20 protein-coding genes are annotated in these 26391 nt (G+C 65.5%); 9 read left to right on the forward strand and 11 right to left on the reverse strand.

Annotation, left to right across the window (positions count from 1 at the left end):
- Positions 1-302 precede the first annotated feature (302 nt).
- The 5 genes from P6U30_RS02435 (at position 303) to P6U30_RS02455 (ending at position 5254) form a co-directional block, all read left to right on the forward strand.
- Positions 303-3023, forward strand: a complete 2721-nt coding sequence (locus P6U30_RS02435) for a chemotaxis protein CheW (RefSeq protein WP_407167961.1) — start codon at positions 303-305, stop codon at positions 3021-3023.
- Between the two features lie 95 nt (positions 3024-3118).
- The gene (locus P6U30_RS02440; protein ID WP_407167962.1) at positions 3119-3592 is read left to right on the forward strand and encodes a chemotaxis protein CheW; all 474 of its coding nucleotides are present in this window, start codon (positions 3119-3121) and stop codon (positions 3590-3592) included.
- 43 nt (positions 3593-3635) lie between these two features.
- Positions 3636-4025: a PleD family two-component system response regulator gene (locus tag P6U30_RS02445; RefSeq protein WP_407167963.1), complete on the forward strand. Its 390-nt coding sequence runs from the start codon at positions 3636-3638 to the stop codon at positions 4023-4025.
- Between the two features lie 36 nt (positions 4026-4061).
- Positions 4062-4931 (forward strand): CheR family methyltransferase, encoded by an 870-nt coding sequence (locus P6U30_RS02450; protein WP_407167964.1) that lies wholly within the window; start codon positions 4062-4064, stop codon positions 4929-4931.
- A 2-nt stretch (positions 4932-4933) separates the two neighbouring features.
- Positions 4934-5254 carry a PilZ domain-containing protein gene (locus P6U30_RS02455; protein ID WP_407167965.1) on the forward strand — a complete coding sequence of 107 codons (321 nt, stop codon included), beginning with the start codon at positions 4934-4936 and terminating at the stop codon, positions 5252-5254.
- Between the two features lie 120 nt (positions 5255-5374).
- Here P6U30_RS02455 and P6U30_RS02460 read toward each other — a convergent pair whose 3' ends face one another.
- The gene (locus P6U30_RS02460; RefSeq protein ID WP_407167966.1) at positions 5375-5560 is read right to left on the reverse strand and encodes a hypothetical protein; all 186 of its coding nucleotides are present in this window, start codon (positions 5558-5560) and stop codon (positions 5375-5377) included.
- Between the two features lie 148 nt (positions 5561-5708).
- On the opposite strand from P6U30_RS02460, the gene P6U30_RS02465 reads away from it, so the two are divergent.
- The gene (locus P6U30_RS02465; protein ID WP_407167967.1) at positions 5709-6344 is read left to right on the forward strand and encodes a response regulator transcription factor; all 636 of its coding nucleotides are present in this window, start codon (positions 5709-5711) and stop codon (positions 6342-6344) included.
- Between the two features lie 54 nt (positions 6345-6398).
- On the opposite strand, the gene P6U30_RS02470 is transcribed toward P6U30_RS02465, so the two are convergent.
- Positions 6399-9533 (reverse strand): PAS domain S-box protein, encoded by a 3135-nt coding sequence (locus P6U30_RS02470; protein WP_407167968.1) that lies wholly within the window; start codon positions 9531-9533, stop codon positions 6399-6401.
- Between the two features lie 231 nt (positions 9534-9764).
- Here P6U30_RS02470 and araD point away from each other — a divergent pair, with 231 nt between their 5' ends.
- A complete protein-coding gene (gene araD / locus P6U30_RS02475; RefSeq protein ID WP_407167969.1) occupies positions 9765-11507 on the forward strand; it encodes an L-arabinonate dehydratase in 1743 nt (580 codons plus the stop codon).
- 102 nt (positions 11508-11609) lie between these two features.
- Positions 11610-12329 (forward strand): ribonuclease activity regulator RraA, encoded by a 720-nt coding sequence (locus tag P6U30_RS02480; protein WP_407167970.1) that lies wholly within the window; start codon positions 11610-11612, stop codon positions 12327-12329.
- A 191-nt stretch (positions 12330-12520) separates the two neighbouring features.
- Here the strand turns inward: P6U30_RS02480 and P6U30_RS02485 are convergent, their stop codons facing one another.
- From P6U30_RS02485 to P6U30_RS02520, 8 genes are all read right to left on the reverse strand, one after another.
- On the reverse strand, positions 12521-14641 hold the full coding sequence (locus tag P6U30_RS02485; protein ID WP_407167971.1) for a S9 family peptidase: 2121 nt from the start codon (positions 14639-14641) through the stop codon (positions 12521-12523).
- A 200-nt stretch (positions 14642-14841) separates the two neighbouring features.
- Positions 14842-16557 (reverse strand): ABC transporter permease, encoded by a 1716-nt coding sequence (locus P6U30_RS02490; protein ID WP_407167972.1) that lies wholly within the window; start codon positions 16555-16557, stop codon positions 14842-14844.
- 149 nt (positions 16558-16706) lie between these two features.
- A complete protein-coding gene (locus P6U30_RS02495; RefSeq protein ID WP_407170663.1) occupies positions 16707-17759 on the reverse strand; it encodes an ABC transporter ATP-binding protein in 1053 nt (350 codons plus the stop codon).
- Positions 17760-18026: 267 nt separating this feature from the next.
- Complete coding sequence (locus P6U30_RS02500) at positions 18027-18344, reverse strand: GIY-YIG nuclease family protein (protein ID WP_407167973.1); 318 nt, start codon at positions 18342-18344, stop codon at positions 18027-18029.
- Between the two features lie 280 nt (positions 18345-18624).
- Positions 18625-19809 (reverse strand): pyridoxal-phosphate-dependent aminotransferase family protein, encoded by a 1185-nt coding sequence (locus tag P6U30_RS02505; RefSeq protein WP_407167974.1) that lies wholly within the window; start codon positions 19807-19809, stop codon positions 18625-18627.
- A 134-nt stretch (positions 19810-19943) separates the two neighbouring features.
- Positions 19944-20777 (reverse strand): LssY C-terminal domain-containing protein, encoded by an 834-nt coding sequence (locus P6U30_RS02510; RefSeq protein WP_407167975.1) that lies wholly within the window; start codon positions 20775-20777, stop codon positions 19944-19946.
- A gap of 85 nt (positions 20778-20862) precedes the next feature.
- A complete protein-coding gene (locus P6U30_RS02515) occupies positions 20863-21588 on the reverse strand; it encodes a thermonuclease family protein (protein WP_407167976.1) in 726 nt (241 codons plus the stop codon).
- Between the two features lie 236 nt (positions 21589-21824).
- The gene (locus P6U30_RS02520; RefSeq protein WP_407167977.1) at positions 21825-23552 is read right to left on the reverse strand and encodes a hypothetical protein; all 1728 of its coding nucleotides are present in this window, start codon (positions 23550-23552) and stop codon (positions 21825-21827) included.
- A 360-nt stretch (positions 23553-23912) separates the two neighbouring features.
- Between P6U30_RS02520 and P6U30_RS02525 the strand changes: the two genes are divergently transcribed.
- Entirely contained in the window at positions 23913-24755 is an 843-nt protein-coding gene (locus tag P6U30_RS02525; RefSeq protein WP_407167978.1) for a caspase domain-containing protein, read from the forward strand.
- Positions 24756-25173: 418 nt separating this feature from the next.
- On the opposite strand, the gene P6U30_RS02530 is transcribed toward P6U30_RS02525, so the two are convergent.
- Positions 25174-26046, reverse strand: coding sequence for an efflux RND transporter periplasmic adaptor subunit (locus tag P6U30_RS02530; protein ID WP_407167979.1), 873 nt, complete (start codon positions 26044-26046; stop codon positions 25174-25176).
- Between the last annotated feature and the right edge of the window lie 345 nt (positions 26047-26391).

Raw genomic sequence — 26391 nt, forward strand, 5'->3', positions numbered from 1 at the left:
GCCGTCCATCTGAAGCGAGGTCCGGATCTCCTGCACGTCATGACATACTGCGAGGCAGGCTTAACCGTCGCTCGCTGCAATTTGATTCAATCCACGGTCTTCACCGGACGCCGTGCTACCTGCGCGGGCACTAAGTGCCTGTTCTTTCGAGCGTCGCCGCCGTCACAGAATGCATCGTCCAACTCTTTGAAATGCCTCATCATCCGTATTTGCACGGACCCCAAAATTAACGTCGCCGTGAAGCCGGCGAGGTTATCGGGAGGAGGCGACCGTTCCGTAGCACTTTGAGGGGGCCGATTCCGATGGACGATCTGTTGCGCGAGTTCCTGACGGAGAGCAGCGAGAGCCTGGACACGGTCGACAACCAGTTGGTGCAGTTCGAGCAGGATCCGAACAACGCCAAGATCCTGGATAACATCTTCCGCCTGGTGCACACGATCAAGGGGACCTGCGGCTTCCTCGGGCTGCCGCGGCTGGAGGCGCTGGCGCATGCCGGCGAGACCTTGATGGGCAAGTTCCGCGACGGCATGCCGGTGACCGCGGAGGCGGTGACGCTGATCCTGTCCTCGATCGACCGCATCAAGGAGATTTTGGCCGGGCTCGAGGCCACCGAGGCCGAGCCCGACGGCACCGACCGCGATCTGATCGATCAGCTCGAAGCGATGGTCGCGCGCGGCATGGCGGCGATGGCTGCCGGAGAGGGCGCTGCCGACGCTACGGCGGTGCCGGTGGTGGAGGCGCCCCCGGTGCAGCCGGCGCTCGCCACGGGCACGCTGGTGGCGCAGACATTGGAGCGGCCGTTGCGCCCGGGCGAGGTCTCGCTCGACGAGCTCGAGCGCGCCTTCCGCGAGACCGCAACCGAGGTGGTGGCGCCGGTCGCCAGGCCCGCCGCGGCGCCTGCCGCCGCCCCCGCCGCCGAGGGCGCGAAGCGGCCGGCGCGCCGGAGCGCCATCGAGGCCGAGACCGAGGCCGGCGACAAGATCGCCAACCAGTCGATCCGGGTCAATGTCGACACCCTCGAGCACCTGATGACCATGGTCTCCGAGCTGGTCTTGACCCGCAACCAGCTCCTGGAGATCTCAAGGCGCAACGAGGACACCGAGTTCAAGGTGCCGCTGCAGCGGCTCTCCAACGTCACCGCCGAGCTGCAGGAGGGCGTCATGAAGACGCGGATGCAGCCGATCGGCAATGCCTGGCAGAAGCTGCCGCGCATCGTCCGCGACCTCTCCGGCGAGCTCGGCAAGCAGATCGAACTCGAGATGCACGGCGCCGACACCGAGCTCGACCGCCAGGTGCTCGACCTGATCAAGGATCCGCTCACCCACATGGTGCGCAACTCCGCCGACCATGGCCTCGAGACCCCGGCCGAGCGGCTCGCGAGCGGCAAGCCCGAGCAGGGCACCATTCGGCTGTCCGCCTATCACGAGGGCGGCCACATCATCATCTGCATCGCCGACAATGGCCGCGGCCTCAACACCGAGCGGATCAAGGCCAAGGCGCTCTCGAACGGCCTCGTCACCGAGGCCGAGCTGGAGAAGATGACGGAAGCGCAGGTCCACAAGTTCATCTTCGCGCCGGGCTTCTCCACCGCCGCGCAGGTCACCTCGGTGTCCGGCCGCGGCGTCGGCATGGATGTGGTGCGCACCAATATCGACCAGATCGGCGGCACCATCGACATCAAGAGCGTGGCCGGCGAGGGCGCCAGCGTCACCATCAAGATCCCGCTGACGCTGGCGATCGTCTCCGCCCTGATCGTCGAGGCCGCCGGCGACCGTTTCGCGATCCCGCAATTGTCGGTGGTCGAATTGGTGCGGGCCCGCGCCAACTCCGAGCACCGCATCGAGCGCATCAAGGACACCGCGGTCTTGCGGCTGCGCAACAAGCTGTTGCCGCTGATCCACCTGAAGAAGCTCCTGCAGATCGACGACGGCGCGGCCGCCGCGGCCGAGAACGGCTTCATCGTGGTGACGCAGGTCGGCAGCCAGACCTTCGGCATCGTGGTCGACGGCGTGTTCCACACCGAGGAGATCGTGGTCAAGCCGATGTCGACCAAGCTGCGCCACATCGACATGTTCTCCGGCAACACCATCCTCGGCGACGGCGCGGTGATCATGATCATCGACCCCAACGGCATCGCCAAGGCGCTCGGCGCCTCCGGCGCCGCGGCCCATGAGCTGGCCGAGGACACCGCCGCCGCCCATGCCGCAAGCGGCGAGCAACTGACCTCGCTCTTGGTGTTCCGCGCCGGCACCTCGCAGCCCAAGGCGGTGCCGCTCGGCCTCGTCACCCGGCTCGAGGAGATCGCCGCCGACAAGATCGAGCTCTCTAACGGCCGCCACATGGTGCAGTACCGCGAGCAGCTGATGCCGCTGGTGCAGATGGCGGGCGTCGAGGTGCAGCGCCAGGGCGCGCAGCCGATCCTGGTGTTCTCCGACGACGGCCGCTCGATGGGGCTGGTGGTCGACGAGATCATCGACATCGTCGAGGAGCGGCTCAACATCGAGGTCGCGGGCTCCCAGGACGGCATTCTGGGCTCGGCGGTGATCAAGGGCCAGGCCACCGAGGTGATCGACGTCGGCCACTTCCTGCCGATGGCGTTTGCCGACTGGTTCGCGCGCAAGGAGATGCGCCCGTCGGCCAGCGCGCAGTCGGTGCTGCTGGTCGATGATAGCGCGTTCTTCCGCAACATGCTGGCGCCGGTCTTGAAGGCCGCCGGCTACAGGGTGCGCACCGCGGGCGGCGCGCAGGAGGGGCTCGCGGCGCTGCGCTCGGGGCAGGCCTTCGACGTGGTGCTGACCGACATCGAGATGCCGGAGATGAACGGCTTCGAGTTCGCCGAGGTGATCCGCGCCGACGGCAACCTGACCGGGCTGCCGATCATCGCGCTGTCGGCGATGGTGTCGCCGGCGGCGATCGAGCGCGGCCGGCAGGCCGGCTTCCACGACTACGTCGCCAAGTTCGACCGTCCCGGGCTGATCGCGGCGCTCAAGGAGCAGACCGCCGAACTGCGCAAGGCGGCGTAGAGCATGATCCGGACCCAAAGGGCCGCGTTAGCGAAAGGGAACCGGTTTTCCGATCAGATCATGCTCAAAACAAGGGGCTTGAAGGACCAGATGCGATGACCAGCACGAGCGAGATCAGCGACGGCGCGATGGCCGAATACGTCACCGCTGTGATCGGCGGGCAATTGTTCGGGCTGCCGATCTCGCGGGTGCAGGACGTGTTCATGCCGGAGCGGCTGACCCGGGTGCCGCTGGCCTCCGGCGAGATCGCCGGCGTGCTCAACTTGCGCGGCCGCATCGTCACCGTGATCGACATGCGCGCCCGGCTCGGCCTGCCCAAGGCCGACAGCGGCCAGGTGATGATGGCGGTCGGCGTCGACCTGCGCGGGGAATCCTACGGCCTCCTGATCGACCAGATCGGCGAGGTGCTGCGGCTGCCCGAGGCGAGCCGCGAGGACAATCCGGTCAACCTCGATCCCCGCATGGCCAAGCTCGCCGGCGGCGTCCACCGCCTCGACGGCCAGCTCATGGTCGTCCTCGACGTCGATCGCGTGCTCGAATTGATGCCCAAGGCGGCCGCTGCTGCGTAAATCCCAGACCGAAAGACGACTGGTTCAACAAGGAGGCAAATACATGAAGACATGTCTTGTCGTCGACGATTCCGGCGTGGTGCGGAAGATCGCCCGCCGCATCCTCGAAGGAATGGAATTCACCGTCACCGAGGCCGAGGACGGCGAGAAGGCGCTCGAGGTTTGCAAGCGCGGAATGCCGGACGCGGTTTTGCTCGACTGGAACATGCCCGTGATGGATGGCTACGAATTTCTCGGCAATCTGCGGCGCATGCCGGGCGGCGATCAGCCCAAGGTGGTGTTCTGCACCACCGAGAACGGTATCGACCATATCTCGCGCGCGCTGCATGCCGGCGCCAACGAGTACATCATGAAGCCGTTCGACAAGGAGATCGTCACCGCGAAGTTCCAGGAAGTGGGGCTGCTTGCACTCGATCTGCCCACCGAAGCCTGAAGCCAGTCTCATCTTTTTTGTCCTTGCGAGGCTCCAGTGACGCCCCTCGACTACGAGTATCTGTGCAAGCTCCTGAAGGATCATTCAGGGCTCGACCTGTCCGCAGACAAGCAGTACCTGATCGAAAGCCGCCTGCTTCCGCTGGCGCGCAAACACGGTCTGTCAGGGATCCCCGACCTGGTGACGAAGATGAGGGGCGGTTCGCCCTCGCTCATCGTCCAGGTGGTCGAGGCCATGACCACCAACGAAACCTTCTTCTTTCGCGACAAGCTGCCGTTCGATCAATTCCGCGACACGATCATGCCGGAGCTGCTGAAGGCGCGTGCGGCACGCAAGAGCATCCGGATCTGGTGCGCCGCGGGATCGACCGGCCAGGAGCCCTATTCGCTCGCGATGTGCCTGAAGGAGATGGGCGCAGCGCTTGCGGGCTGGCGGGTCGAGATCATCGCGACCGACCTGTCGCAGGAGGTGCTGGAGAAATCGAAGGCCGGTATCTACAGCCAGTTCGAGGTACAGCGTGGATTGCCGATCCAGATGCTGGTCAAGTACTTCAAGCAATCGGGCGAGTTCTGGCAGATCAACCCTGAGTTGCGATCGATGGTGCAGCATCGCCAGCTCAACCTGCTGCACGATTTCTCCCAGCTCGGCACCTTCGATGTAATTTTCTGCCGCAACGTGCTGATCTATTTTGATCAGGACACCAAGATCAACGTCTTCAACCGCCTTGCCAGATCGATGGAAGCCGATGGCTTCCTGGTGCTGGGCGCCGCCGAAACCGTGGTCGGCCTGACGGACGGCTTCAAGCCGTTCCCCGAGCGGCGCGGCCTGTATCGGCCGAGCGCGGCGCGGACATTGGCGGCGGGGGCCGTTCTGCCGAGGGTTGCCGCCATGGCAGCGAGACTTTGACCATGACGGATGACGGCAAACTCGTTGAACGCGTGACGTTCAGCAGGGGCTTCGATGTCTGCATCATGGCGATCGACGGCACTTGGCGGCGCGACTGCCGGCTCAACGCCATCTCCGACACCGATGCGGCTCTGACAGTGGAAGGTTCCATTCAGGGGCTCAATCTGAAGGAGTTCTTCCTGCTGCTGTCGTCGACCGGGCTCGCCTATCGCCGCTGCGAACTGATCCGTGTCAACGGCACCGAGATGGACGTCGGCTTCCTCAAGGGCAAGCCGAGCAAGAAGCGATCAGCCGCCGGCGAAGGCGACCGGGCCGGGGTCTGACCCGGTCTCGCCTCCGCTTAGATCCGCCGCCATCCCGGAGTGTGCGGAACAGATCGCGATCTCATGTGTTGGAGCGTGACAATCGCGGTCCGCAGAATCGGCAGTTTCCGGGCCTGCGGATCAATTCAAGGTGCGTATCGGGGGTTCGGAACTGAGCATCCGGTCAAGCGCGGCACTGTCGCCAATGTCGCTGCTCGGCTGCACATACCCGATCAACGCAACCAAGTCCGCCAAAATGACATTATAGGGATCATCGCTTTCGTTCGAGCGCGTCGCGGCGTCGTCCGCCGCTGCATTTCCATGCATGTTTCTCCACCGCCCCCACCTTCAGGGAATGCGGTGCTACTTGTGCGTTAAGCGGGCGTCCCGTACAAATACGGGTCCATTGATCGATATGCTCGAGAGAGTTCTTGTGCGGCCAAGCACCACGTGTCACCACTGATGGACGATGCATATGACTGAGAATGGCGCTCCCCGTGGGGAGATTTTCGTAGTCGACGACGATCCTGCCGTTCGCGAGACGCTGTCCGTGGTTCTGTCGACAGCCGGTTACAAGGTGATCTGCTTTGCGGACGGAGCCGCGCTGCTTTCCGTTGCGCGAAGCCGGACGCCGGCCTGCATTCTGCTCGACGTGCACATTCCAGGAAAATCCGGTCTCGACATCCTGAAGGAACTGCACGGCGAGGATTATCCGGCGCCGATCTTCATGATCTCGGGGCAGGGCGATATCGCGATGGCGGTGAGCGCCATCAAGAACGGCGCGCTGGATTTCATCGAGAAGCCGTTCCGCGGCAACGAGATCGTTGCCCGGCTGAACGAGGCGATCGAGGCCTACACCAGGCGCCGCTCGGAGAGTTCGGCGTCGCGCGTCGCCTCGCTGCATTTTCCGGGACGCGAGCCGCTGACCCGCCGCGAGCGCGAGGTGCTCGAGCAGTTCACCTCCGGCGCGTCCAACAAGGAGGCCGGGCGTCATCTCGGCATCAGCCCGCGCACCATCGAGGATCACCGCGCCAACATCATGAAGAAGCTCGGCGCGCGCAATGCCGCCGACCTCGTTCGCATCGTGATGACGGCGCAGCGCCAGGCCTGATTTCCCCGCGGCCCGAGTTGCCGCGTGGAATTCGGAGCCGGTGTTCGCGAGCGTCTAGTCGGCGAGCGCCTTGCGGATCATCGCCGCGAGTTCCGACTTGCGATAGGGCTTGGGCAGCAGCAGCACGCCTTCGTCGAGCCGGCCGTGATGGATGATTGCATTCTCGGTGTAGCCCGAGGTGTACAGCACCTTGAGGTCGGGCTTCATCCTGAAAATCCGTTCGGCAAGCTGGCGGCCGTTGAGCCCGGGCATGATCACGTCGGTGAATAGCAGATCGAACGGCGTGCCGGCCTCGACGATCGCGAGCGCTTCGTTGGCAGTCGCGGCGGCCAGCGTCACGTAGCCGAGCCCGTGCAGTTGCGCCAGCACGTAGTCGCGCACCAGCTTGTCGTCCTCGACAACCAGGATGGTCTCGTGGCCACCTTCGAGCTCCAGCGCCGTCGCCTCCTCGGCCGCGATCGCGGTGCCTGAAGCCGCCGGCAGGTACATCCGGATCGTCGTTCCGTACCCTTGCTCGCTGTAGATCTTGATGTGCCCCGCGGACTGCTTGACGAAGCCATAGACCATGCTGAGGCCGAGCCCGGTGCCCTTGCCCGGCCCCTTCGAGGTGAAGAAGGGATCGAACACCTTGTCGAGCATATCGGCGGCAATTCCCATCCCCGTATCGCTCACGGCGATCATGGCGTACGGACCCGGCCGCACGTCGCCGTGCGAGCCGGCATAACTCTCATCGAGCACGACGGATGCCGTTTCGATCGTCAGCCGGCCGCCTTGCGGCATGGCATCCCGGGCGTTGAGCGAGAGGTTGAGCAGGGCGTTGGCCAGCCGATTGGGATCGACCACCGCCAGGCATGTCTTGTCCTCGAAGGTCGATCGGATCTCGACTTGCTCGCCGAGCGTCCGGCGCAGCAGCTTGGTGGTGTCGATGATCAGCGCGTTGACGTCGATCTCGCGCGGCTCGAGCGGCTGTCTGCGAGCGAACGCCAGCAGTTGCTGGGTGAGATCGGCGCCGCGCGACGCGGCCTCGTCGATCATCCGGGTGATCGCCGCGAGCTGCGGCTGGTCCTTTACGGCATCGCCCAGAATCTCGATCGTGCCGGTGATGACGGTGAGGATATTGTTGAAGTCGTGCGCGATGCCGCCGGTGAGCTGGCCGACCGCTTCCATCTTCTCCGACTGTCGGATTCGATCCTCGGCGGCGATCTTTTCGGTCAGGTCGCGGATGAAGCCGTTGAAAAGAAGTCCATCGCGGGTCTTCAGCGCCGAGATGCTCAACTCGGCGGTGAATTCGCTGCCGTCGCGCCGCCGGATCTGCGCCTCGCGGCGGGGCTCGCGCACGCGGTCGCCGCCGGAGCTCAGAAATCCGGCGAGCGCCGTGGCGAGCGGGCCGCCCGGCCGGCCCATCAGCTCGAACGCGTTGCGGCCGATCGCCTCCTCACGGCTCCAGCCGAAGATCGTTTCCGCCTGCGTGTTCCAGTCGCGGATGATGCCGAACTGGTTGATCTGCACAAAGGCATCGAGCGAACCGTCGATGATGCCCCTCGCGAGCTGCGCGCTTTCGCGCAGGCTTTCCTCCGACTTGCGGCTCTCGGTCATGTCGTAGGTCGACTTGGCGATGCCGGTGACGGCGCCCGACAGCGCCTTGATCGGCGTCATCGAGAGCGACACGTCGACCGTGCTGCCGTCCTTGCGCAGGCGCACGGTTTCGTTCTGCTCGATCCGTTCGCCCCGGCCGATCCTGCGAATGATCTCGTCGATCTCGGCGCGCCGGTCCGGCGGCACGATCAGGGCGATGTGTCGGCCGACCGCCTCGTCGGCGCTATATCCATACAAGCGCTCGGCAGCCGGATTCCAACCCGTGATGATCCCTTCGAGCGACATCGTGATGATGGCGTCGCTGGAGGATTCGACGGCTGCTGCGAACAGGCGCTCGCGCTCTGCATGGTGGTCGCGCGCCGCCTCGGTGCGGCGATGCTCGGCGATCTCGCGCTCGAGCGCCACCGTCTTGGCGTTGGCCTCGTCCATCACGCGGGCGAACGCGCGCGCCAGCACGCCGGTCTCGCCGCCGGCGTTGACCGGAATGGCGGCGGTGCCCTTTTCGCCGACGCGCTCCACGGCGGCGGTCAATTGCGTGATCGGCCGGGTCAGCGATCGGGCGATCAGCCAGGCCAGGACGCCCGCGCCGAGCACGGCCAGCAGACCGACCAGGATTGAGCTGTTGCGGATCGCCATCGCCGGCGCCATGAACACGGCGTTGGGCACGATGTCGATCACGGCGACCCATTGATGTGCCGCCAGCAGCGTCGGCGCCAGCGCGACAACGCAGTCCTCCTGTCCGGCCTGACCGACGACGATCTTCGCGACGCCTTGTGTGGTGCCGAGCGCGGCCGCCAGATTGGGCATGTCGCGTTGCCAGTTCGTCGGCTTGCCGAGCTGCGCGCCGAATTCGCGCCCGCGGTCGGGGTTGACGAGATAATTGCCGCCGGCGTCCACCACGTAGACCCGTTCGCCGGGACGCGCCGATGCGCGGACGCTTTCGAGCGTCGGTCGCATGTCGGCATTGATGATGACGATCCCGAACGGCTTGCCGTCTTGTGTCATGACCGGCTTCGCGACCATCATGGTCGCGACATGCGGCGTCTCGACGGCGCCATTCTCCTCGTCCAGGCCGATCGGCGAGACGTAGATGCCGTCCGGTGGCAGATTGATCGTATTGCGGAAATAGGCGACATCGCCGACCTGTTTCAGCTCCGGCTCGGGCACGATTCGCACCGCGCCGTTGGGGCCGGATCGGTCGACCCGCGCGAGTTCGCGATGATTGTCCGCGACGCCGATGAAGCGCAGCGAGTAGGCCGGCTTGAACGCCATCTGCGCGGCCAACTGGGCCTCCAGCCGCTGACGCCAGACCGCTTCCGTGATGCCGTCAACGGGGTCGACCCCACCATTGAGCCGCGCCCGCATCAGCCCGCCGACCGCCGGCAGAACCTGGAAGGTCGTGATGTCGCCGGGTGTCGCACGGGCGCGGGCCTCGAGGACCGAGGCAGCAAAGCGAACTTGGGTTTCGATTCGGTCGAGCACGCGCGGGGCGAGCGCGCGCTCAAGGCTGCGATAGCTGAGCCATCCGACCGCGGAAACCGCGATCGCGACCAGCGCAATCATCGCGATGGCAAGCCTGGTCGTCAGCGTCATCGGTCCATTCGCAACTTTCCGCCGGCCCTGGCGGTCGAGCTGACCGGCCAGCCGATGTTCATTCGAATCCGCGGCCAGTTGCAACGCCGTTTTCGGCCTCCGGACGCGCCGGTCCGCTTGTCCTGGGTTCCTGGAGGCGGGAGGTGAGGCTGAACTTGACTGCCATGTTCAAGCGATCCAGAAACGGAAACACCGGCGTATGCAAGCAATTTCGAGAGCGATGGGGCCTCCATGACAACCCAGAAGACCAAGACCCCCGATCAACTGCGCAGCGCGCGCTGGTTCGCGCCCGACGATTTGCGTGCCTTCGGCCATCGCTCGCGCGCGATGCAGATGGGCTACGCGCCGGAAGAATGGCGCGATCGGCCCGTGATCGCGATCATCAACACCTGGTCGGACGCGCAGCCCTGCCACATGCACTTCAAGAGCCGGGTCGATGACGTCAAGCGCGGCGTGCTGATGGCCGGCGGATTTCCGATGGAGCTGCCGGCGCTGTCACTGTCGGAATCGCTGTTGAAGCCGACCACGATGCTCTATCGCAACATGCTGGCGATGGATGCCGAGGAGCTGCTGCGCGGCCATCCCGTCGACGGCGTGGTGCTGATGGGCGGCTGCGACAAGACCACGCCGGCGCTGCTGCTCGGGGCCACCAGCATGAACCTGCCCGCGATCTATCTGCCGGCCGGCCCGATGCTGCGCGGCAACTGGAAAGGCAAGGCGCTGGGCTCAGGCTCGGATGCCTGGAAATACTGGGACGAGCGCCGCGCCGGCAAGATTTCCGACAGGGATTGGCTCGACATGGAGGCCGGCATCGCCCGCAGCTACGGCACCTGCATGACCATGGGCACGGCCTCGACCATGACCGCGATCGCGGAGGCGATCGGCATGACGCTGCCGGGCGCCTCGTCGATCCCGGCGGCCGATGCCAACCACATCCGCATGAGCTCGGAAGCCGGCCGCCGCATCGTCGAGATGGTGTGGGAGGATCTCACTCCGCAGAAGATCCAGACACGACGAGCTTTCGAGAACGCGATCGCGGTCGCGATGGCGATGGGCTGCTCCACCAATGCCATCATTCATCTGATCGCGCAGGCGCGCCGCGCCGGGCAGGACATCTCCCTCGACGATTTCGAGACGGCGAGCCGTAAGGTGCCCGTGATTGCCAATGTGCGGCCGAGCGGCGACCGCTATCTGATGGAGGATTTCTTCTACGCCGGCGGGCTTCCCGGTCTGATGAGCCGGATCAGGGAGCACCTGCACCTCGACTGCATCACCGTCACGGGCAAGACGCTCGGCGAGAACATCGCCGATGCCGAGGTCTATCATGACGATGTCATCCGCACCGTCGCGAACCCGATCTACAAGGAGGGCGCGCTCGCGGTCCTGAAGGGCAATCTTGCGCCCGACGGCTGCGTGATCAAGCCTTCCGCCTGCGATCCGCGCTTCCTCAAGCACACCGGACCCGCGCTGGTGTTCGACGATTATCCGTCGATGAAGAAGGCGGTCGATGATCCCGATCTCGACGTCACCGCGGACCACGTGTTGATCCTGCGCAATGCCGGCCCGCAGGGCGGCCCGGGCATGCCGGAATGGGGCATGCTGCCGATCCCGACCAAGCTCGTGAAGCAGGGCGTGCGCGACATGGTGCGGCTGTCGGATGCGCGGATGAGCGGCACCAGCTATGGCGCCTGCATCCTGCACGTCTCGCCGGAATCCTATATCGGCGGCCCGCTGGCGCTGGTCAGGAACGGCGACCTCATCACGCTCGACGTCGCCGCGCGCACCATCAATCTCGATGTGCCGGAGGCGGAGCTGGCAAAGCGTCGCGCGGAATGGACGCAGCCCGAACGGCGCTTCGAACGCGGCTATGGCTGGATGTTTTCCAAGCACATCAAGCAGGCCAATGAAGGCTGCGATTTCGATTTCCTCGAGACCGGTTTTGGCAAGCCGGTGGGCGAGCCTTCGATCTATTAACTCCTGTCGTTCCGGGGCGATGCGGAGCATCGAACCCGGAACCTCGAGATCCCGGGTCTGGTCCTTCGGACCATCCCGGAATGACAACCGGGACAAAGCACCATGTCAAAACTCAGCGACACCACCCGCAACAAGCTGAAATCCGTCTCCACCGCGACGGTGGCGACCGCGCTGTTCAAGCGCGGCTTTCGCATCCAGGCCATCCAGGATGTCCGCCCGCTGAGCCCCGATCAGCCGACCATGGTCGGCGAAGCCTTCACGTTGCGCTACATGCCGGCGCGCGAAGACCTCAACAAGATCGAGGTGTTCCGCGATCGCTCGCATCCGCAGCGCAAGGCGATCGAGGATTGCCCTGCAGGCGCCGTGCTGGTGATGGACAGCCGCAAGGACGCGCGCGCCGCATCCGCCGGTGCGATCCTGGTGACGCGGCTGATGAAGCGCGGCTGTGCCGGCGTCGTCACCGACGGCGGCTTCCGCGACGCCGCCGAGATCGCCAGGCTCGGCTTCCCGGCGTTCCATCATCGGCCGAGCGCGCCGACCAATCTCACGCTGCATCAGGCGATCGAAATCAATGTGCCGATCGGTTGCGGCGATGCGCCGGTGTTTCCCGGCGACGTGATCCTCGGCGACAGCGACGGCGTCATCGTGATCCCCGCGCATCTCGCCGACGAGATCGCCGATGAAACCTTCGAGATGACCGCATTCGAGGATTTCGTGACCGAGGAAGTCCGCAACGGCCGCGGCATTTTCGGGCTCTATCCCGCGACCGACGAGCAGACGCTGAAGGATTTCGCGGTCTGGCGCAAGGCGAAGGGGAGGTAGGTCTCCCCCGATTCTCCCGTCGTCCTGGCGAAAGCCAGGACCCATAACCACAGGGAGGAGTTTGACGAAGACTGGTCGTGAACCCGTTGTAGCGTGGGACGCGCAGGGTGCGTCACCGATAGATCACGCGGTATGGGTCCTGGCTTTCGCCAGGACGACGATGGAACCGCGGCAGATCGGGCTACGATGTCCTACGCCTCAGCCTTCTCCGCGATCCCCACCGCCCACAGCGCGAATGCGTAGACGATCGCGACTTCGTCGAGGCGGTCGAAGCGGCCGGAGGCGCCGCCGTGGCCGGCGCCCATGTTGGTGCGCAGCAGCACCGGTCCGCCGCCTGTCATGGTGGCGCGCAGCCGCGCAATCCATTTCGCCGGCTCCCAATAGGTGACGCGCGGATCGGTCAGCCCGCCCATCGCGAGGATCGCGGGATAGTGCGTCGCCGCGACGTTGTCGTAGGGCGAATAGGACAGGATGGTGCGGAAGTCCTGTTCGCTTGCGATCGGGTTGCCCCACTCCGGCCATTCCGGCGGGGTCAGCGGCAGCGTGTCGTCGAGCATGGTGTTGAGCACGTCGACGAACGGCACTTCGGCGACGATGCCGGCGAACAGGTCTCCGGCGCGGTTGGCGACCGCGCCCATCAGCATGCCGCCGGCCGAGCCGCCATGGCCGACGATGCGCTTCTCACTGGTGTAGTTTGCCTCGATCAGTGCGCGTCCGGCGGCGGCAAAGTCGTCGAACGTGTTGGTCTTCTTCTCGCGCTTGCCATCGAGATACCAGCCCCAGCCCTTGTCGGCGCCGCCGCGGATATGCGCGATGGCGTAGACGAAGCCGCGGTCGACCAGCGACAGCCGGTTGGCGGCAAACGATGCCGGCATCGCCATGCCGTAGGAGCCGTAGCCGTAGAGCAGCAGGGGCGCCTTGCCGTCGCGGACAAAGTTCTTGCGGTGCAGGATCGAGACCGGAACCTGCGCGCCGTCATGCGAGGTCGCCATGATACGTGTGGTGACATAGTCGGCCGGGTTGTGACCGGACGGAATCTCCTGCCGCTTGCGCAGCACCCGCGTCCGCTTCGACATGTCGTAATCATACACCTCCGAGGGCGTTGTCATCGACGAATAGGAGAAGCGCAGGTTGGTGGTGTCGAACTCGTAGCTGCCCATCGTGTCGAGCGAATAGGCGGCTTCGTCGAAGGCGATCGCGTGCTCGTCGCCGCTTCCGAGATCGCGGATGACGATCGCCGGCAGCGCGTTGGCGCGCTCCAGCCGCACCATGTGGCCGGCATAGAGCTCGACATCGAGCACGTAGACGCCTTCGCGATACGGGATCAGGTCGCGCCAGTTGGCCCGCTCGGGGGCGGCGAGCGGCGCGGTCACCACCTTGAAGTCGATGGCGTCGTCGGCATTGGTCAGGATGTAGAGCTGGTCGCCGCGGTCGGCGATCGAATATTGCACGCCTTCCTCGCGCGCAGCGACGAGGCGGGGCGGCGCATCGGGATTGGCGAGGTCGATCAGCCGCTGCTCCGAGGTCTCGTGGTCACCTCCCGCGATCACGCAGAACCGGCCGCTCGAGCTTTCGTGCAGGTGGGTGAACCAGCCGGGATCCTGCTCCTCATAGATCAGCGTGTCGTCCGCCTGCGGGGTGCCGAGCCTGTGTCGCCACACCTGCATCGGGCGGTGATTGTCGTCGAGCTTGACGTAGAAGAAGCTCTTCGAATCCTTGGCCCACACCACGCTGCCATCGGTCTCCTCGACGCAATCGTCGAGATCGATGCCATCAGCCCAGTCGCGCACGCGGATGGAAAAATACTCGGAGCCCTTGGTGTCTGCGCTCCAGGCGTGCAGCTTGTGATCATCGGAATGCCGGCTGCCGCCGAACTTGAAATATTTGTGGTCTTTGGCCAGCGCGTCGCCGTCGAGCACGACATGCGTGTCGCCACCGTCGCGCGGCATGCGGCAGAACAGTTCATGTTGGCCGCCTTCGCGGAACTTGCGGAAATAAGCGAACGGGCCGTCGGGTGATGGCACGCTGGAATCGTCTTCCTTGATTCGCCCGCGCATCTCCTTGACGAGCCGCTTCTGCAAGCCACTCGTGTGGCCCAGCAGGGTCTCGGTATAGTTGTTCTCTTCTTCCAGATATTTGCGGATATCGGGATCGAGGATCGAAGGATCGCGCAGCACCTCCTGCCACTTCGGATCCTTGATCCACGCATAGTCGTCCGTCACCGCGATGCCGTGGGTGGTGAAAGCGTGCGGCCGGCGCGGCGCGACGGGCGGGACGTGAACGGCAGCGGTCTTGGTGGCGGATTTGGTCACACGATCCTCATTGTGCAGGGGGCATCGCTTTATATCGGGATGAATGTGGCGATTGCCAGATGGGCGGTGGGCGTTAGTCCGGTAGGGTGGGCAAAGGCGCGGAGCGCCGTGCCTACCATCAAGCGCTGCGCTCGCAATGGTGGGCACGCTTCGCTTTGCCCACCCTACGTGTCACCTCGCAATGACGGGGATGGACGTCGCTACCCGTTCCTCAGCCGCGCAGCGGCATTGCCGCCGGAGATCGGGATCTGGTTCACCGCGAGCACCACCGCGAAGGTGATGATCAGCATCGCGATGCCGAGCACCGCGATCGCGGCGAGATCGCCGCCTTCGTTGAGGTCGTAGATCAGGACCGACAGCACCTTAGTCTGCGAGGTGAACAGCACGATCGCGGCCGACAGTTCCCGCATCACGCCGATGAAGATGAAGCACCAAGTGGCGATCACGCCGGTGCGCAGCAAAGGCGCGGTGATCTGGCGCAGCGCCTGCAGCCGCGTCGCGCCGAGGATGCGGCTCGCTTCTTCCAGCTCGGGATGGATGGTTGCGAACGCGGCCTGCAATTGCTGATAGGCCGACGGCAAGTTGATGGTGAGGAACGCGAGCAACAGGATCCACAGCGTGCCGTAGAGCACGAAGGGCGGCCGCGTATAGCTCAGGAACAGGCCGACACCGAGCACGATGCCGGGCACCGCGACCGGCGCGGTGGCGAGAAAGGCGAGCACGCGATGGCCCGCGATCACCCGCCGCGTCGTGACATAGGCGATCACCAGCGCGAGGATGGTGCCGATCGTCGCAGTCGCGGTGCCGAGGATCACGGTGTTCTTCAGCGCAAGCTGGGTCGACGACAGCTCCGTGAACACGAAGATGATGTTGTGCAGCGTCAGCGTCGACGGCGTCACCAGCGTGGTGGCGTTCGGCGAGAACGCGGCGTTGAGCAATGCAAGATAGGGCAGGAACACCGGATTGAGCAGCACCACGAGGCAGAAGCCGAGCGCAGCATAGCGCCAGCCGCGCAATTCCACCCGGCGCGGCGCGCCATATTTGCCGCCGACCACCGAATAGCTGCGGCGACCGAGCAGCGTCTTTTGCCCCTGCAGCAGCAGGATGGTCAGCAGCAGCAGTGGCACCGCGGCGGCCGCTGCCAATTCCAGTTTCGGCGGATATTGGAACAGGCTCCAGATCTTGGTGGTCATGGTGTGGAAGCCGGCCGGCAGGGCAAGGATCGCTGGCGAGCCGAACAGCGTCATCGCCTGCAGGAACGCGATCAACGCGCCCGCGACCAGGGCGGGCAGGGCGAGCGGGATCGTCACGCGTCGCGCCGTGATCCAGGCGTTGCCGCCGAGGATCGACGAGGCGTCCTCCAGTTCACCCGGCATGGTGTCGAGCGCATTGGCCACCAGCACGAAGACGAACGGAAAGGTGTAGCAGGAGATCACGAAGATGATCCCGGTCAGCGAATAGATGTTGAACAGTGCGTCTGCGTCTTCGCCGGCGAACAGCCGGTAGAGCTGGTTCAGCAGGCCTGAGTTCGGCGCCGCCAGCAGCTCCCAGGCGATCGCGCCGAGGAACGGCGGCGTCACGAAGGACGCCGTCACCAGCGCGCGGATGATCTGCCGGCCCGGCATGTCGCTCCGCGACACCAGCCAGCCGATCGGAGCCGCGACGGCGCAGCAGATCAGTGACGACGTGACCGCGATGATCGCGGTCGTCAGTAGCGGATCGAGGAAATCAGGATTGCTGAACAAGGTCGCGAAGTTCGCAAGCGTGAGATGGCGATCCTTGTCGGTGAAAGCGAACACCGCAAGCCAGGACAGCGGCAGCAGGATCAACAACATCAGCACGGCGGCGAACAGCCAGAGGACGGGCCGCGTCCAGTCGATGCGGGGTTCGGCGGGTGAGGCGGTGGTTGCTGTCATGCTGATCCGGACCGAGCTGTTTCGGCGCCCTCTCCGCGCAAGCGGGGCGAGGCAAAGAAACGCGTCGGCACTGCCGAGCGCGAGCATGGCCCGGCCTTCAGGACATCGCGTCTGGAAGCTGGCTTCCGCATCGCGTCCTCCATTTCTTGCTATCGGCTGAGCGCCCGGCAGCGCTCCGGCGGTAAGGTGAGCCAGACCTCGCTGCCCTTGTCGACCGCCGTCCCGGTCGGCGTGGTGACGCGCAGCGACGTGCCGTCCTCCGTCTCCACCATGTAGTCGCGGTTGATGCCGAGATAGACCTGCCGCGTCACAATGGCCTTCACCGTGTTCTGCTGCGCCGCAGGCGCTTGCGTCGAGAGCTGGATCTCATGCTGACGGATCGCGACCGGCGCACTCTGGCCTGCGACGAGCCTGGCGCCGACCACTTGCAGCGTCGTGCCGGCAAACGCGACATGGCTCTCGTCCCGCGCGGTGCCCTTGATCACATTGGCCGCGCCGATGAAGCGTGCGACGAACTCGGACTCAGGACGCGCATAGATGTCTTCGGGCGTGCCGAGCTGGTCGATCTTGCCGGCGTTCATCACCGCGATCAGGTCGGCGGTGGTCATCGCCTCCGACTGGTCGTGGGTGACGTAGACCGTGGTGTAGCGATATTCGTCGTGCAGCCGGCGGATTTCGAAGCGCATCTCCTCGCGCAAATTGGCGTCGAGGTTGGACAGCGGCTCGTCGAGCAGCAGGGTCTCGGGGCCAACGATCAGTGCGCGCGCCAGCGCGACGCGCTGCTGCTGGCCGCCGGAGAGCTCGCCGGGATAGCGCTGCGCCAGTGCTTCGAGCTTGGTCGTCGCCAGGATCGCGGCGAGCTTCCTTGTGATCGTCGCGCGATCGACCTTGCGTAGCCGCAGGCCGTAGACGATGTTCTCGGCCACCGTCATGTGCGGCCACAGCGCGTAGCTCTGGAAGATCATCGACATGTTGCGCTGCTCGGGCGGCAGGGTGCGCGCCTTGGAGGAGACCACGCGATCGCCGACGCGGATCTCGCCGTCGGACGGCTCGAGGAAACCCGCGATCAGCCGCAGCGTCGTGGTCTTGCCGCAGCCGGACGGCCCGAGCAGGCAGACCAGCCGACCGTGATTGATCGTGAGGGACACATCATCGACCGCGACAAACGAGCCGAATCGCTTGACCAGGCCGTGCAACTCCACCGACGCCAAGCACTCCCTCCATTCTCGTTATTTCGCAGGGATCAGTGCCCGGCTGTTGCCGGCAGTAAAGCGGAAAACGGCGGTGACGAAAAGTGTTGGTGCCGAATTAGCAATGCGTGGCACATGTGCAGCCCGTCATCCGCGCGCTCTTGCGTGCGTCTCGAATGACGCACGGCCCGGATGTCTCTACTTGTCTGTTGTAACAGCGTGGCCGTCGATCCTTCGAGACGGCCGCTCCGCGGCCTCCTCAGGATGACGGGGATGGGATCACTGTGCGTCAGGTGTAACTTGCGCCGCGCCACCGCGACGACGGGCCAGCCGGCTGACGGTGTCCCAATCCGATCGGATCAGCGCTTCCTTCTTCGCTCGGCTCCAGCCTTTGAGCTGCCGTTCCGCGGCGATTCCGTCAGTCACGCGATCGAAGTATTCTGACCAGACGAGGACCACGGGTCGGCGGTTGTAGGTATAGCCTGGAAATGCTCCTGCATTATGCTGTTCGATACGCGGCGCGAGATCGTCGCCCGTGGCGCTGCCGACATAGAACGAGTTGTCGGCGCAGCGAAGCATGTAAACGTGGATACCCATGACGATGATCCCATGTGTACAACGCGGATTGATCATCGAGTAAATTTAGCTGTGGTCAAGCGTCCCATCGGCGTATCGCCATCCTGCGACCCATGACCCGTCATCCTGAGGAGCGCGGAACGCGCGTCTCGAAGGATGCACGGCCCGGGTATTTCCGCGCGTTCAGAGCCGCTCACGGTGACAGCGTGGCCGTCGATCCTTCGAGACGGCCGCTTCGCGGCCTCCTCAGGATGACGGGTCAAGCATGTGCGTCCGCGGCGTTGGACCCGCGCCTCGCCCCCTACGCCTTCACGTTCTCGCCGAGCCACTGCACTGCGGCGTCGGTTCCGCCCTTGCCGTGCGGAATCCCGAGCGCGGTGAGCGCGACCTCGACGACGCCGAGCGTGCCGAGGATCATCGGGGCGTTGACGTGGCCCATATGCGCGATGCGGAAAGCTTGTCCGTGCAGGTCGCCGATGCCGGTGCCGAGCACGACGCCACACTTCTCCTTGGCGTAGCGCTGGATCGCGGCGGGGTCGGCACCCTTCACGGTCACCGTCGTCACGGTGTTGGAGCGCTCGGCGGGCTCGGCGATGTTGAAGCCGAGCACCTGTCCCTCGCCCCAGACCGCGACCGCGCGGCGCACCGCTTCACCGAGCAGCCGATGACGCAGATGCGCATTCTCCAGTCCCTCGGCGTGCAGCATGTTGATTGCCTCGCGCAGCGCGAACAGCAGGTGCACGGGCGCGGTGCCGGCATATTTGCGGTAGTGCTCCGAGCCCTCGCGTTCGGTCCAGTCCCAATAGGGCGTGCGCAAGTTCGCCTTCTTGTGCACCTCCCAGGCGCGGTCGTTGGCGGCGACGAAGCCGAGACCGGGCGGCGTCATCAGCCCTTTCTGCGAGCCGCTCATCGCGACGTCGATGCCCCATTTGTCCATCTCGAACGGCATGCAGCCGAGCGAGGCCACGGTGTCGACCATGAACAGCGCGGGATGGTCCGCGGCCCTGATCGCCTTGCCGATCGCCTCGATGTCGTTATAGGCGCCGGATGCGGTGTCGACCTGCACCGCGAGGATCGCCTTGATGCTGTGCTCCCTGTCGCGCCGCAGCCGTGCCTCGACCTCGGCCGGGCGGATGGCGCGGCGCCAGTCGCCCTTCAGCACCTCGACCTCGGCGCCCATCGCAGCCGCGGCCTGGCCCCAGCCGATCGCGAAGCGGCCGCTCTCCAGCACCAGCACCTTGTCGCCGCGCGACAGCACGTTGGAGAGCGTCGCCTCCCAGGCGCCATGGCCGTTGGAGATGTAGATGTAGGATTTGCCCCTGGTGGCGAACAGCTTCGAGAGATCGCGCAGCAGGCCTTCGGTCAGTTCGACCATCTCGGTGGAGTAGATGTCCAGCGCCGGGCGATGCATCGCCTGCAGCACCTGATCCGGCATCGTGGTGGGCCCGGGGATGGCCAGAAATTCCCGGCCCGCGCGAACGGTCATCTTCTTGGTCCTTATGGGTAAAACGCGCAAATCAAGCGTGTGAGGGGTCAAGCAGGAAGGATATGCGATCGGGCCCGTGATTGCGAGCATGGCGGAGCAATCCAGGGCTTCAAAAACTGCGGGACACGGCTGCCTTATTTGCCGATCGCCTCGACCACGGCGTGCCAGACCTGGTCCTTGAATGCGGTCGCGGCCGGGCTCGGGATCTGCTCGACCGGGCCCTCATGCTTCTTGCAGGCTTCGACCAGGCGCAGCACCCAGATTTCGCCGTCGGTGTAATAGAGATCACCGCCGCCATTGCGGCCGGCGAGCGTGGGACCGATCCCGGTGACCTGATATTTCGCGGTGACCATGCCGGCGGCTTCCAGATCGGTGGCGAGCAGCGCGCGCTCGGCGTCGAGGTCGGGCGCGATGTGATGGGTCACCGCGCCGGTGTAGTGGCTGACGCCGACGCTGCGGTCCAGTGTCGCGGCGCCGAGCCACACCGGGCGCTTCTCCTCGCCTGAATCGAGCACCTTCCAGAAGCGCACATGATTGCGGCGGTCCGCGCTCGATCCGACCGGCTTCTCGAAGGCGAGGTCCTCGCGCCGGCCGAGATAGAACAGGTTGCTGACCGGTGCGTCCCGGTAGGGGCGATCGAGCAGCACGCTGCCGACGATCTCGATCGAGGACTTCAACGTGATCCGATCGGCCGGATACCAGCCGGCCTGATGCATCGCGCAGACCACGTCAGTGAGATCGCCGATCAGGCCGACGTTCATGGGATCGCCGGGGATGCCCTGCGCGGTGCGCGTCACCATCGGCAGGTCAGCGAGGCCCTTCTGGTGCTCGTAGTGCTTCCAGAGCTCCGGCAGCAGCAGATAGGCCGCGATCAAATACGTCGCCACGACGAACAGCAGCGCCATCGCGATGCGCCGGATGCGATGGCGCCTGCGTGCCGCATGCGGATCGGCCGAGGTGCTAGTCACAGCGTTCGGCCGGCTCTCACCTCCCCCGCAAGCGGGAGAGGGGGTGCGCTGCCGATGCCGCAATCGAGCGTCATTCTATGCGTTGTCAGCGTCGCGTCTCGCGGCAGCCGGCGGCCTCGGCGTCCTCGACCGAGCAGAACCAGCGCGTGCCCTTGCTGATCTTCATCTCGATCCGCGCATACCAGCGGCTGGTCGGCTTGTGATAGATGCACTCACCGGAGCGGTTGACGTTGCCCTTGATGGTGCAGTCGGGCGAGGGCGCGACCGGCCCGGAGGCCGACGCGAGCAGGATGGCATGCGCGCTGTCCGGCACCTTGGCCGCGCCGAGCACCGGCGTCTTCTTGTTGCGCACGCGCCAGTCCCATGGTGCGATGAACGCGCCCTGCCACATCCCGACCTTGGCCTCGCGCGCCGCCTTCTGGTCCGCCTCGTAGTCGTGCGACAGGCGGGTATAGGCCAATGCCCAGCCGCTGCCGACCAGCCATTTCTGGATGTCCTCGCCGTCGACCAGGCAGCGCGCGATGGTCCGGCCGTGGCGATCGACCGAGCGGGCGTGGCAGGTCCAGCTCTTGCCGCCGGCATGCTTGATCAGCTCGTCGCGCGCGGCGACGCCGCAGGTCCAGCGCTCGCCCTTGGTGTTGAGGCAGAGCTGGTCGGTCGACGGTGCGTCGATGCCGCCGAGCCGGATGCGGACGCTGCCGATCTGGACCTGGTCGCCGTCGCGGATCTTCGGCACGCCGGTGATGTCGGCGGCGTGCGCCAGCGTCGAGAGCGACAACAGCAGGCCAGCGGTGAGCAACGTCTTGAGCATTGGCAATCCCGGCGCGAACGAAAGCCATTTCTAGTGCCCACAGATTGTGCGGGCAATTGGGCATCGGGGCCAGTGGCGTTGTGTTGCAGGTGATTTCAACTTCGCGTCATTCTCGGTTCTGTAGCATTCGCCATTCGCTTTTTCGTCAGTCCGTAGGATGGGTAGAGCGCAGCGAAACCCATCAGCTGTCCCGGTGTACCGATGGGTTTCGCTTCGCTCTACCCATCCCACGCATTCTACGCATTCGCCATTCGCTTTCGCGCCAGCGCCAGGGCCATCAGCACGAAGGCCGACGTCACCTCCGGCCCGCCGACCAGGATGCGCGTCGGCGTCTTCATCTTGTTCCACTCATAGGCCCTGTAGGGGCCGCGGCGGCCGCCTTCGCCGAAGGTCTGCACGATGCAGTGCAGCGCCGGCGTGAAGCTTGCGACCTCGGCGCCAAGATGCGCCAGCGCCATCAGCGCCAGCGCGGCGTCGAACGGGTTCATCTCATGGCTGATCAGCTCGTTCATGACGTAGCCGAGCACGCGGGCGCGGATCAGCGCGAATACGTTGCCGGGATCGATGATGCGCTGCGCTGTGAGCGGCAGCGCGATGAAGGCGGCGTAGCAGCGGCCGAAATAAGCCGAATAGAGCTCGGGCAGATAGTAGATGTGCGAGCGCGGATTCCTGAACGCGCCGCTCTCGACCAGCCTCTTCTGGAACGCGATGATGCGATGCACGGTCTGAAGCCGCTCTGGCGTCTCGATGACCTTCCAGCGCGCAAGGTTGCGGAACGAGACCTCGAGGATGTCGAGGTTCAAGGTCGGATCGAGGTCGTTGCCATAGGGCCGGTCGCCATCGAGATTGTCGATCCAGGTGACGACGCCGCCCTCATAGTCGATGTTATCGTTGAGCGGCACCGTGACGCGCGGCTCGTTGGCGCCGGCTTGCACCTGATAGCCGCGATAGAAATCGACGAGCGGCTGGGCGAGGATCGGATCGTCGGAGCCGGCCTGCGTCGCCGCCGAGAACGAGCACGCGGTGGTGTCGCAGTCCGGCACGTAGATGCCGAAGCCGAGATCCTGCTTGATCTGGGCGAAGAAGCGCGAGAAGCGCGGATGCCGTCCCGGCGCCAGCGCGGTGATCACCTTCACCAAGGAGCCGTCATGCGATGGCACCTGCTCGGCACTGGTCGTCAGGCAGAACTCCACCATGTCGGCGATCGCGCGCCGCGCGGCAGCGGTCTGATCCGATGACGCGAGCCCGCTCTCGATGAAGCCGAGCAGCGCCTCGGTGAAGAACGCGTCGTAATAGGCCGAACGATGGCGGATCTGCACCGGCTCCCACATCGGCTCGGCGATGCCGCGCCACGGCGGATTGATCAGCGCGCGCGCCGGCGAATGCGCGATGAAGATGCGCGCCAGCGAGAACAGCAGCGTCGAGTTCTTGTAGCCGCGCGCGTTGAGGCCGGTGAGCGCCATCAGCATCTCGCGCCCGCCGATGTCGGCATCGCCGAGCAGGTTGAACGCGGCATAGGTCGGGATGAAGCTGTTCTTCGCGAAAGCGCGCAGCAGATGCGCCCCGCAGGTGCCGATCACCCGGTCGAGCTCGGCCGGCGCCGGCGCGCGGCCGGGCACGGTTGCGGCCGGCGGCTGCGGATGGCGAACGTCGATATCATCCATCAGCTCGGCGACGGGCGCGCCGATCGCGGCCCAGTCCGGGGCGACCTCGTCGCGGGCCGCGATCAGCGCCGCGCGCAGCCGGTCGAGCCGCGCAACATCCTTCAGCGCAGGGACGCCGGTGCGGCGGAGTAGCGTGCGCAGCGCCGGATTGCCGAGCGCGGTCCGGTAGAACTGTCCGAGATGGGGATCGCCGCCTTGGTAGCTCAGCAGCAGCGGATCGCAGACGTCGTACAGCGACGGCCCGTCCTTCTTGGCCGTCAGCGCCCGGCAGACCGTTCCCGCGATCCCGTGAAAGCCCATGAAACCCTTTCCCAAGGAACCGGTTAACGCCGTCAGCCCGGACGATGTTTCGGCGCTCCGCCCCAAGATCTCGCAACCCTTTGGGAAGGCTATATGAATCCGCGGGAAACACAAATGTGATTGGGGTCACATAACGGGTGCTCAACACCGTCAAGAGGCGCGTTCGATCGGCCTCATGCGCCAAACGGGTTGCTCCCGGCGCCCGCTCGGGTTAATGGTTTGTTTGTTGCGATGCCGCAAATAGAGCTGAACTCACCGGCACACACGTAAGCAACCCCATTAAACCCGACCGGATCGAACGCGACTAACTGGCGCGGCCATGTTGAGCGCCTTGAGATAACGACTGGGACTAGGAACGCCATGAACCTTAGGCAGCTTCGCATTTCCCGCCGCACCATTGCGGTCGCCGTGGCGCTGGCCGGCACGGTGTCGCTGGCGATCGGCGCCCATGCCGCGCTGAACAAGCGTTCGCTCGACGCCGGCAAGGCCGTCGCCACCGAGCAGGCCACCGGCGTCGTCAATACCGGCGCGTCCCATCTCGCGCTGATCATCGGCAACGGCCATTATCCGGACGCCTCCGCGCCGCTGGCGCAGCCGATCAACGACGCCCGCACGCTGTCGGCCGCGCTGCGCCATGACGGCTTCGATGTTGACGTCGTCGAGGATGCGACCCGCGACGACATGGTCCGCGCGGTCGAGCGGATGAAGGCGAAGATCCGCCCCGGCACCGTCGTGATGCTGTTCTTCGGCGGCTACGGCGTGCAGGTGGGCCGCGAGAGCTACATGATCCCGGTCGACGCCGCGATCTGGAAGGAAGCCGACGTCAAGCGCACAGGCGTCAGCATCGAGTCCGTGCTCGATGCGATGAACGAGCAGGGCGCCAGCACCAAGCTCGTGGTGCTCGATGCCTCCAGGCGCAATCCGTATGAGCGCCGCTTCCGCGCCTATTCCCACGGCCTTGCCCCGATCAGCCCGCCGGAGAACACGCTGGTCCTGACCTCGGCCGCACCGGGCAAGGTCGCCGACGATTCCATGACCGCGAACAGCGTGCTGGTGTCGGAGCTCCTGACCAATCTCAACACCCAGGCCGGCGTCGAGGCCGCCTTCAACAAGACCCGCGCCGCCGTGTCCCGCGTCAGCGAAGGCGAGCAGGTGCCGCAGGTGTCGTCGTCGCTGCTGGAAGACGTCAAGCTCGGCGGGTGATCCAGCGCGTCACGCGCGGGCGCGCATCCGTATCGCATACGCGATCCGGGTGAGGATCGTGATCCTTTGATACTGAACTGCTTGCGGAGAGAACCCCTCTCCCCAACCCTCCCCCGCAAGGGGGGAGGGAGCTTGAGACGCGTGCCCGCCTCACATGGCGCGGCGGCACTTCATCCCGCATATCGGCCCGGCAATCTCGGCACGTCTACGAAGATCACTGTCTCAGCAACTCGCGTGAGGGAGCCGCCAGCGTCGGCAGCTTGCGTGAGGCAGGCACCGGCGGACGGGTTCCCTCCCCCCTTGCGGGGGAGGGTTAGGGAGAGGGGTGCCGCTTGCCGTGCTGCCTGACGGGAGACGACGTGCGCCAAATTGTCGACGATGTCACTGCTTGAACGGTATGAGGCGTTGATCACACCCCCTACTTCGCGTCGGCATTCTCACCCACCGGCCGCACCGGGTCGCCCTCGCGCAGCAGCGCGCCGGCGCGGGCGACCACGATCTCGCCCTCCTGCACGCCGTCGCGGATCTCGACCTGTCCGGCCGACATCAGCCCGGTCTCCACCCGCCGCGTCTCGATGCGGTCGCGCCGCACCACCTGCACCACGGTGCCGGCGGTGGAATAGAGGATCGCGGTCAGCGGCACCGCGACGCCGCAGCTCTGCCCGGTCTTGATCCGCGCGCGGCCGGATGAATTCACCAGCAGCCGCCGGTCGGTTGTGAGCGCGATGAACACCTGGCCGAGCTGGCTGTTCGGCTCCACCGTCGGCGCGACCAGCCGCACCTTGCCGTCGATCTCGCCGGCGCCGAGCACCGCAACCCGCGCCGTCTGGTCGGCCTTCACCTTGGTGACGTCGCGGGTCGGCACCATGCCGACCAGATCGTACTCGCTTCTGGTGATGATCGTGAACAGCGCCTCGCCCTTGGCGGACGCCGGCGCGCCGACGATCGCCGTGGAGGCCGAGATCGTGCCAGCCACCGGCGCGGTGACGTTGATCGCATTGGCACCGTCCGTCAGCCGCGCAAGCGGCTGCCCCGCGGTGACGGCATCGCCGGGATCGGCCATCACCTGCGCCACCTTCAGCCCGAACCGATCAGGCCGAACCTGCCGCTCATCCCGCGCCATCACGACGCCCGAGACCTCGACGATATTGTCGAAGCAGGATTTCGCAGCCTTCAGCACGGTGACGGCGGCGCCTTTGGGCTGAGCATCGGTGTTGTCAGCGGCAAGTGCCGGCCGCGCCACGAGGAGGAATAGCGCGGCGGCGGTGAGGGTCGAAGAGCGTGGCGGCATCAGCGGACATTTCCAAGATATGCGCTCCCCTGATTAGCAGACGGAGAGCCGAGCAACCAGCGCAGAGCGCTGCTGCTGTGGCGGCTCGCTTTCGTGTCAGTGCGACGTCTCCTGCATGATCCCGGTCAGTTGCGCGATTATTGTTGCGTATCTCACGGAACGCTCGCGCCACTCGTGAGTCAATTTTCAGCATTTCGATTTTCAGAATTCTTCTTGACTCACAACTCAGCTCTACAACTCACCCCGTCACGCCCGGCAAGACGGGCGTATCGCGATCGTCACGAACGTGCGGCGGGATGCGATGGACGCTGGCGGTGCGATCGACGAAGCGCGTAGGCTGGCGGA

This window comes from Bradyrhizobium sp. ORS 111 (genome assembly GCF_045571485.1).
Lineage (GTDB): Bacteria > Pseudomonadota > Alphaproteobacteria > Rhizobiales > Xanthobacteraceae > Bradyrhizobium.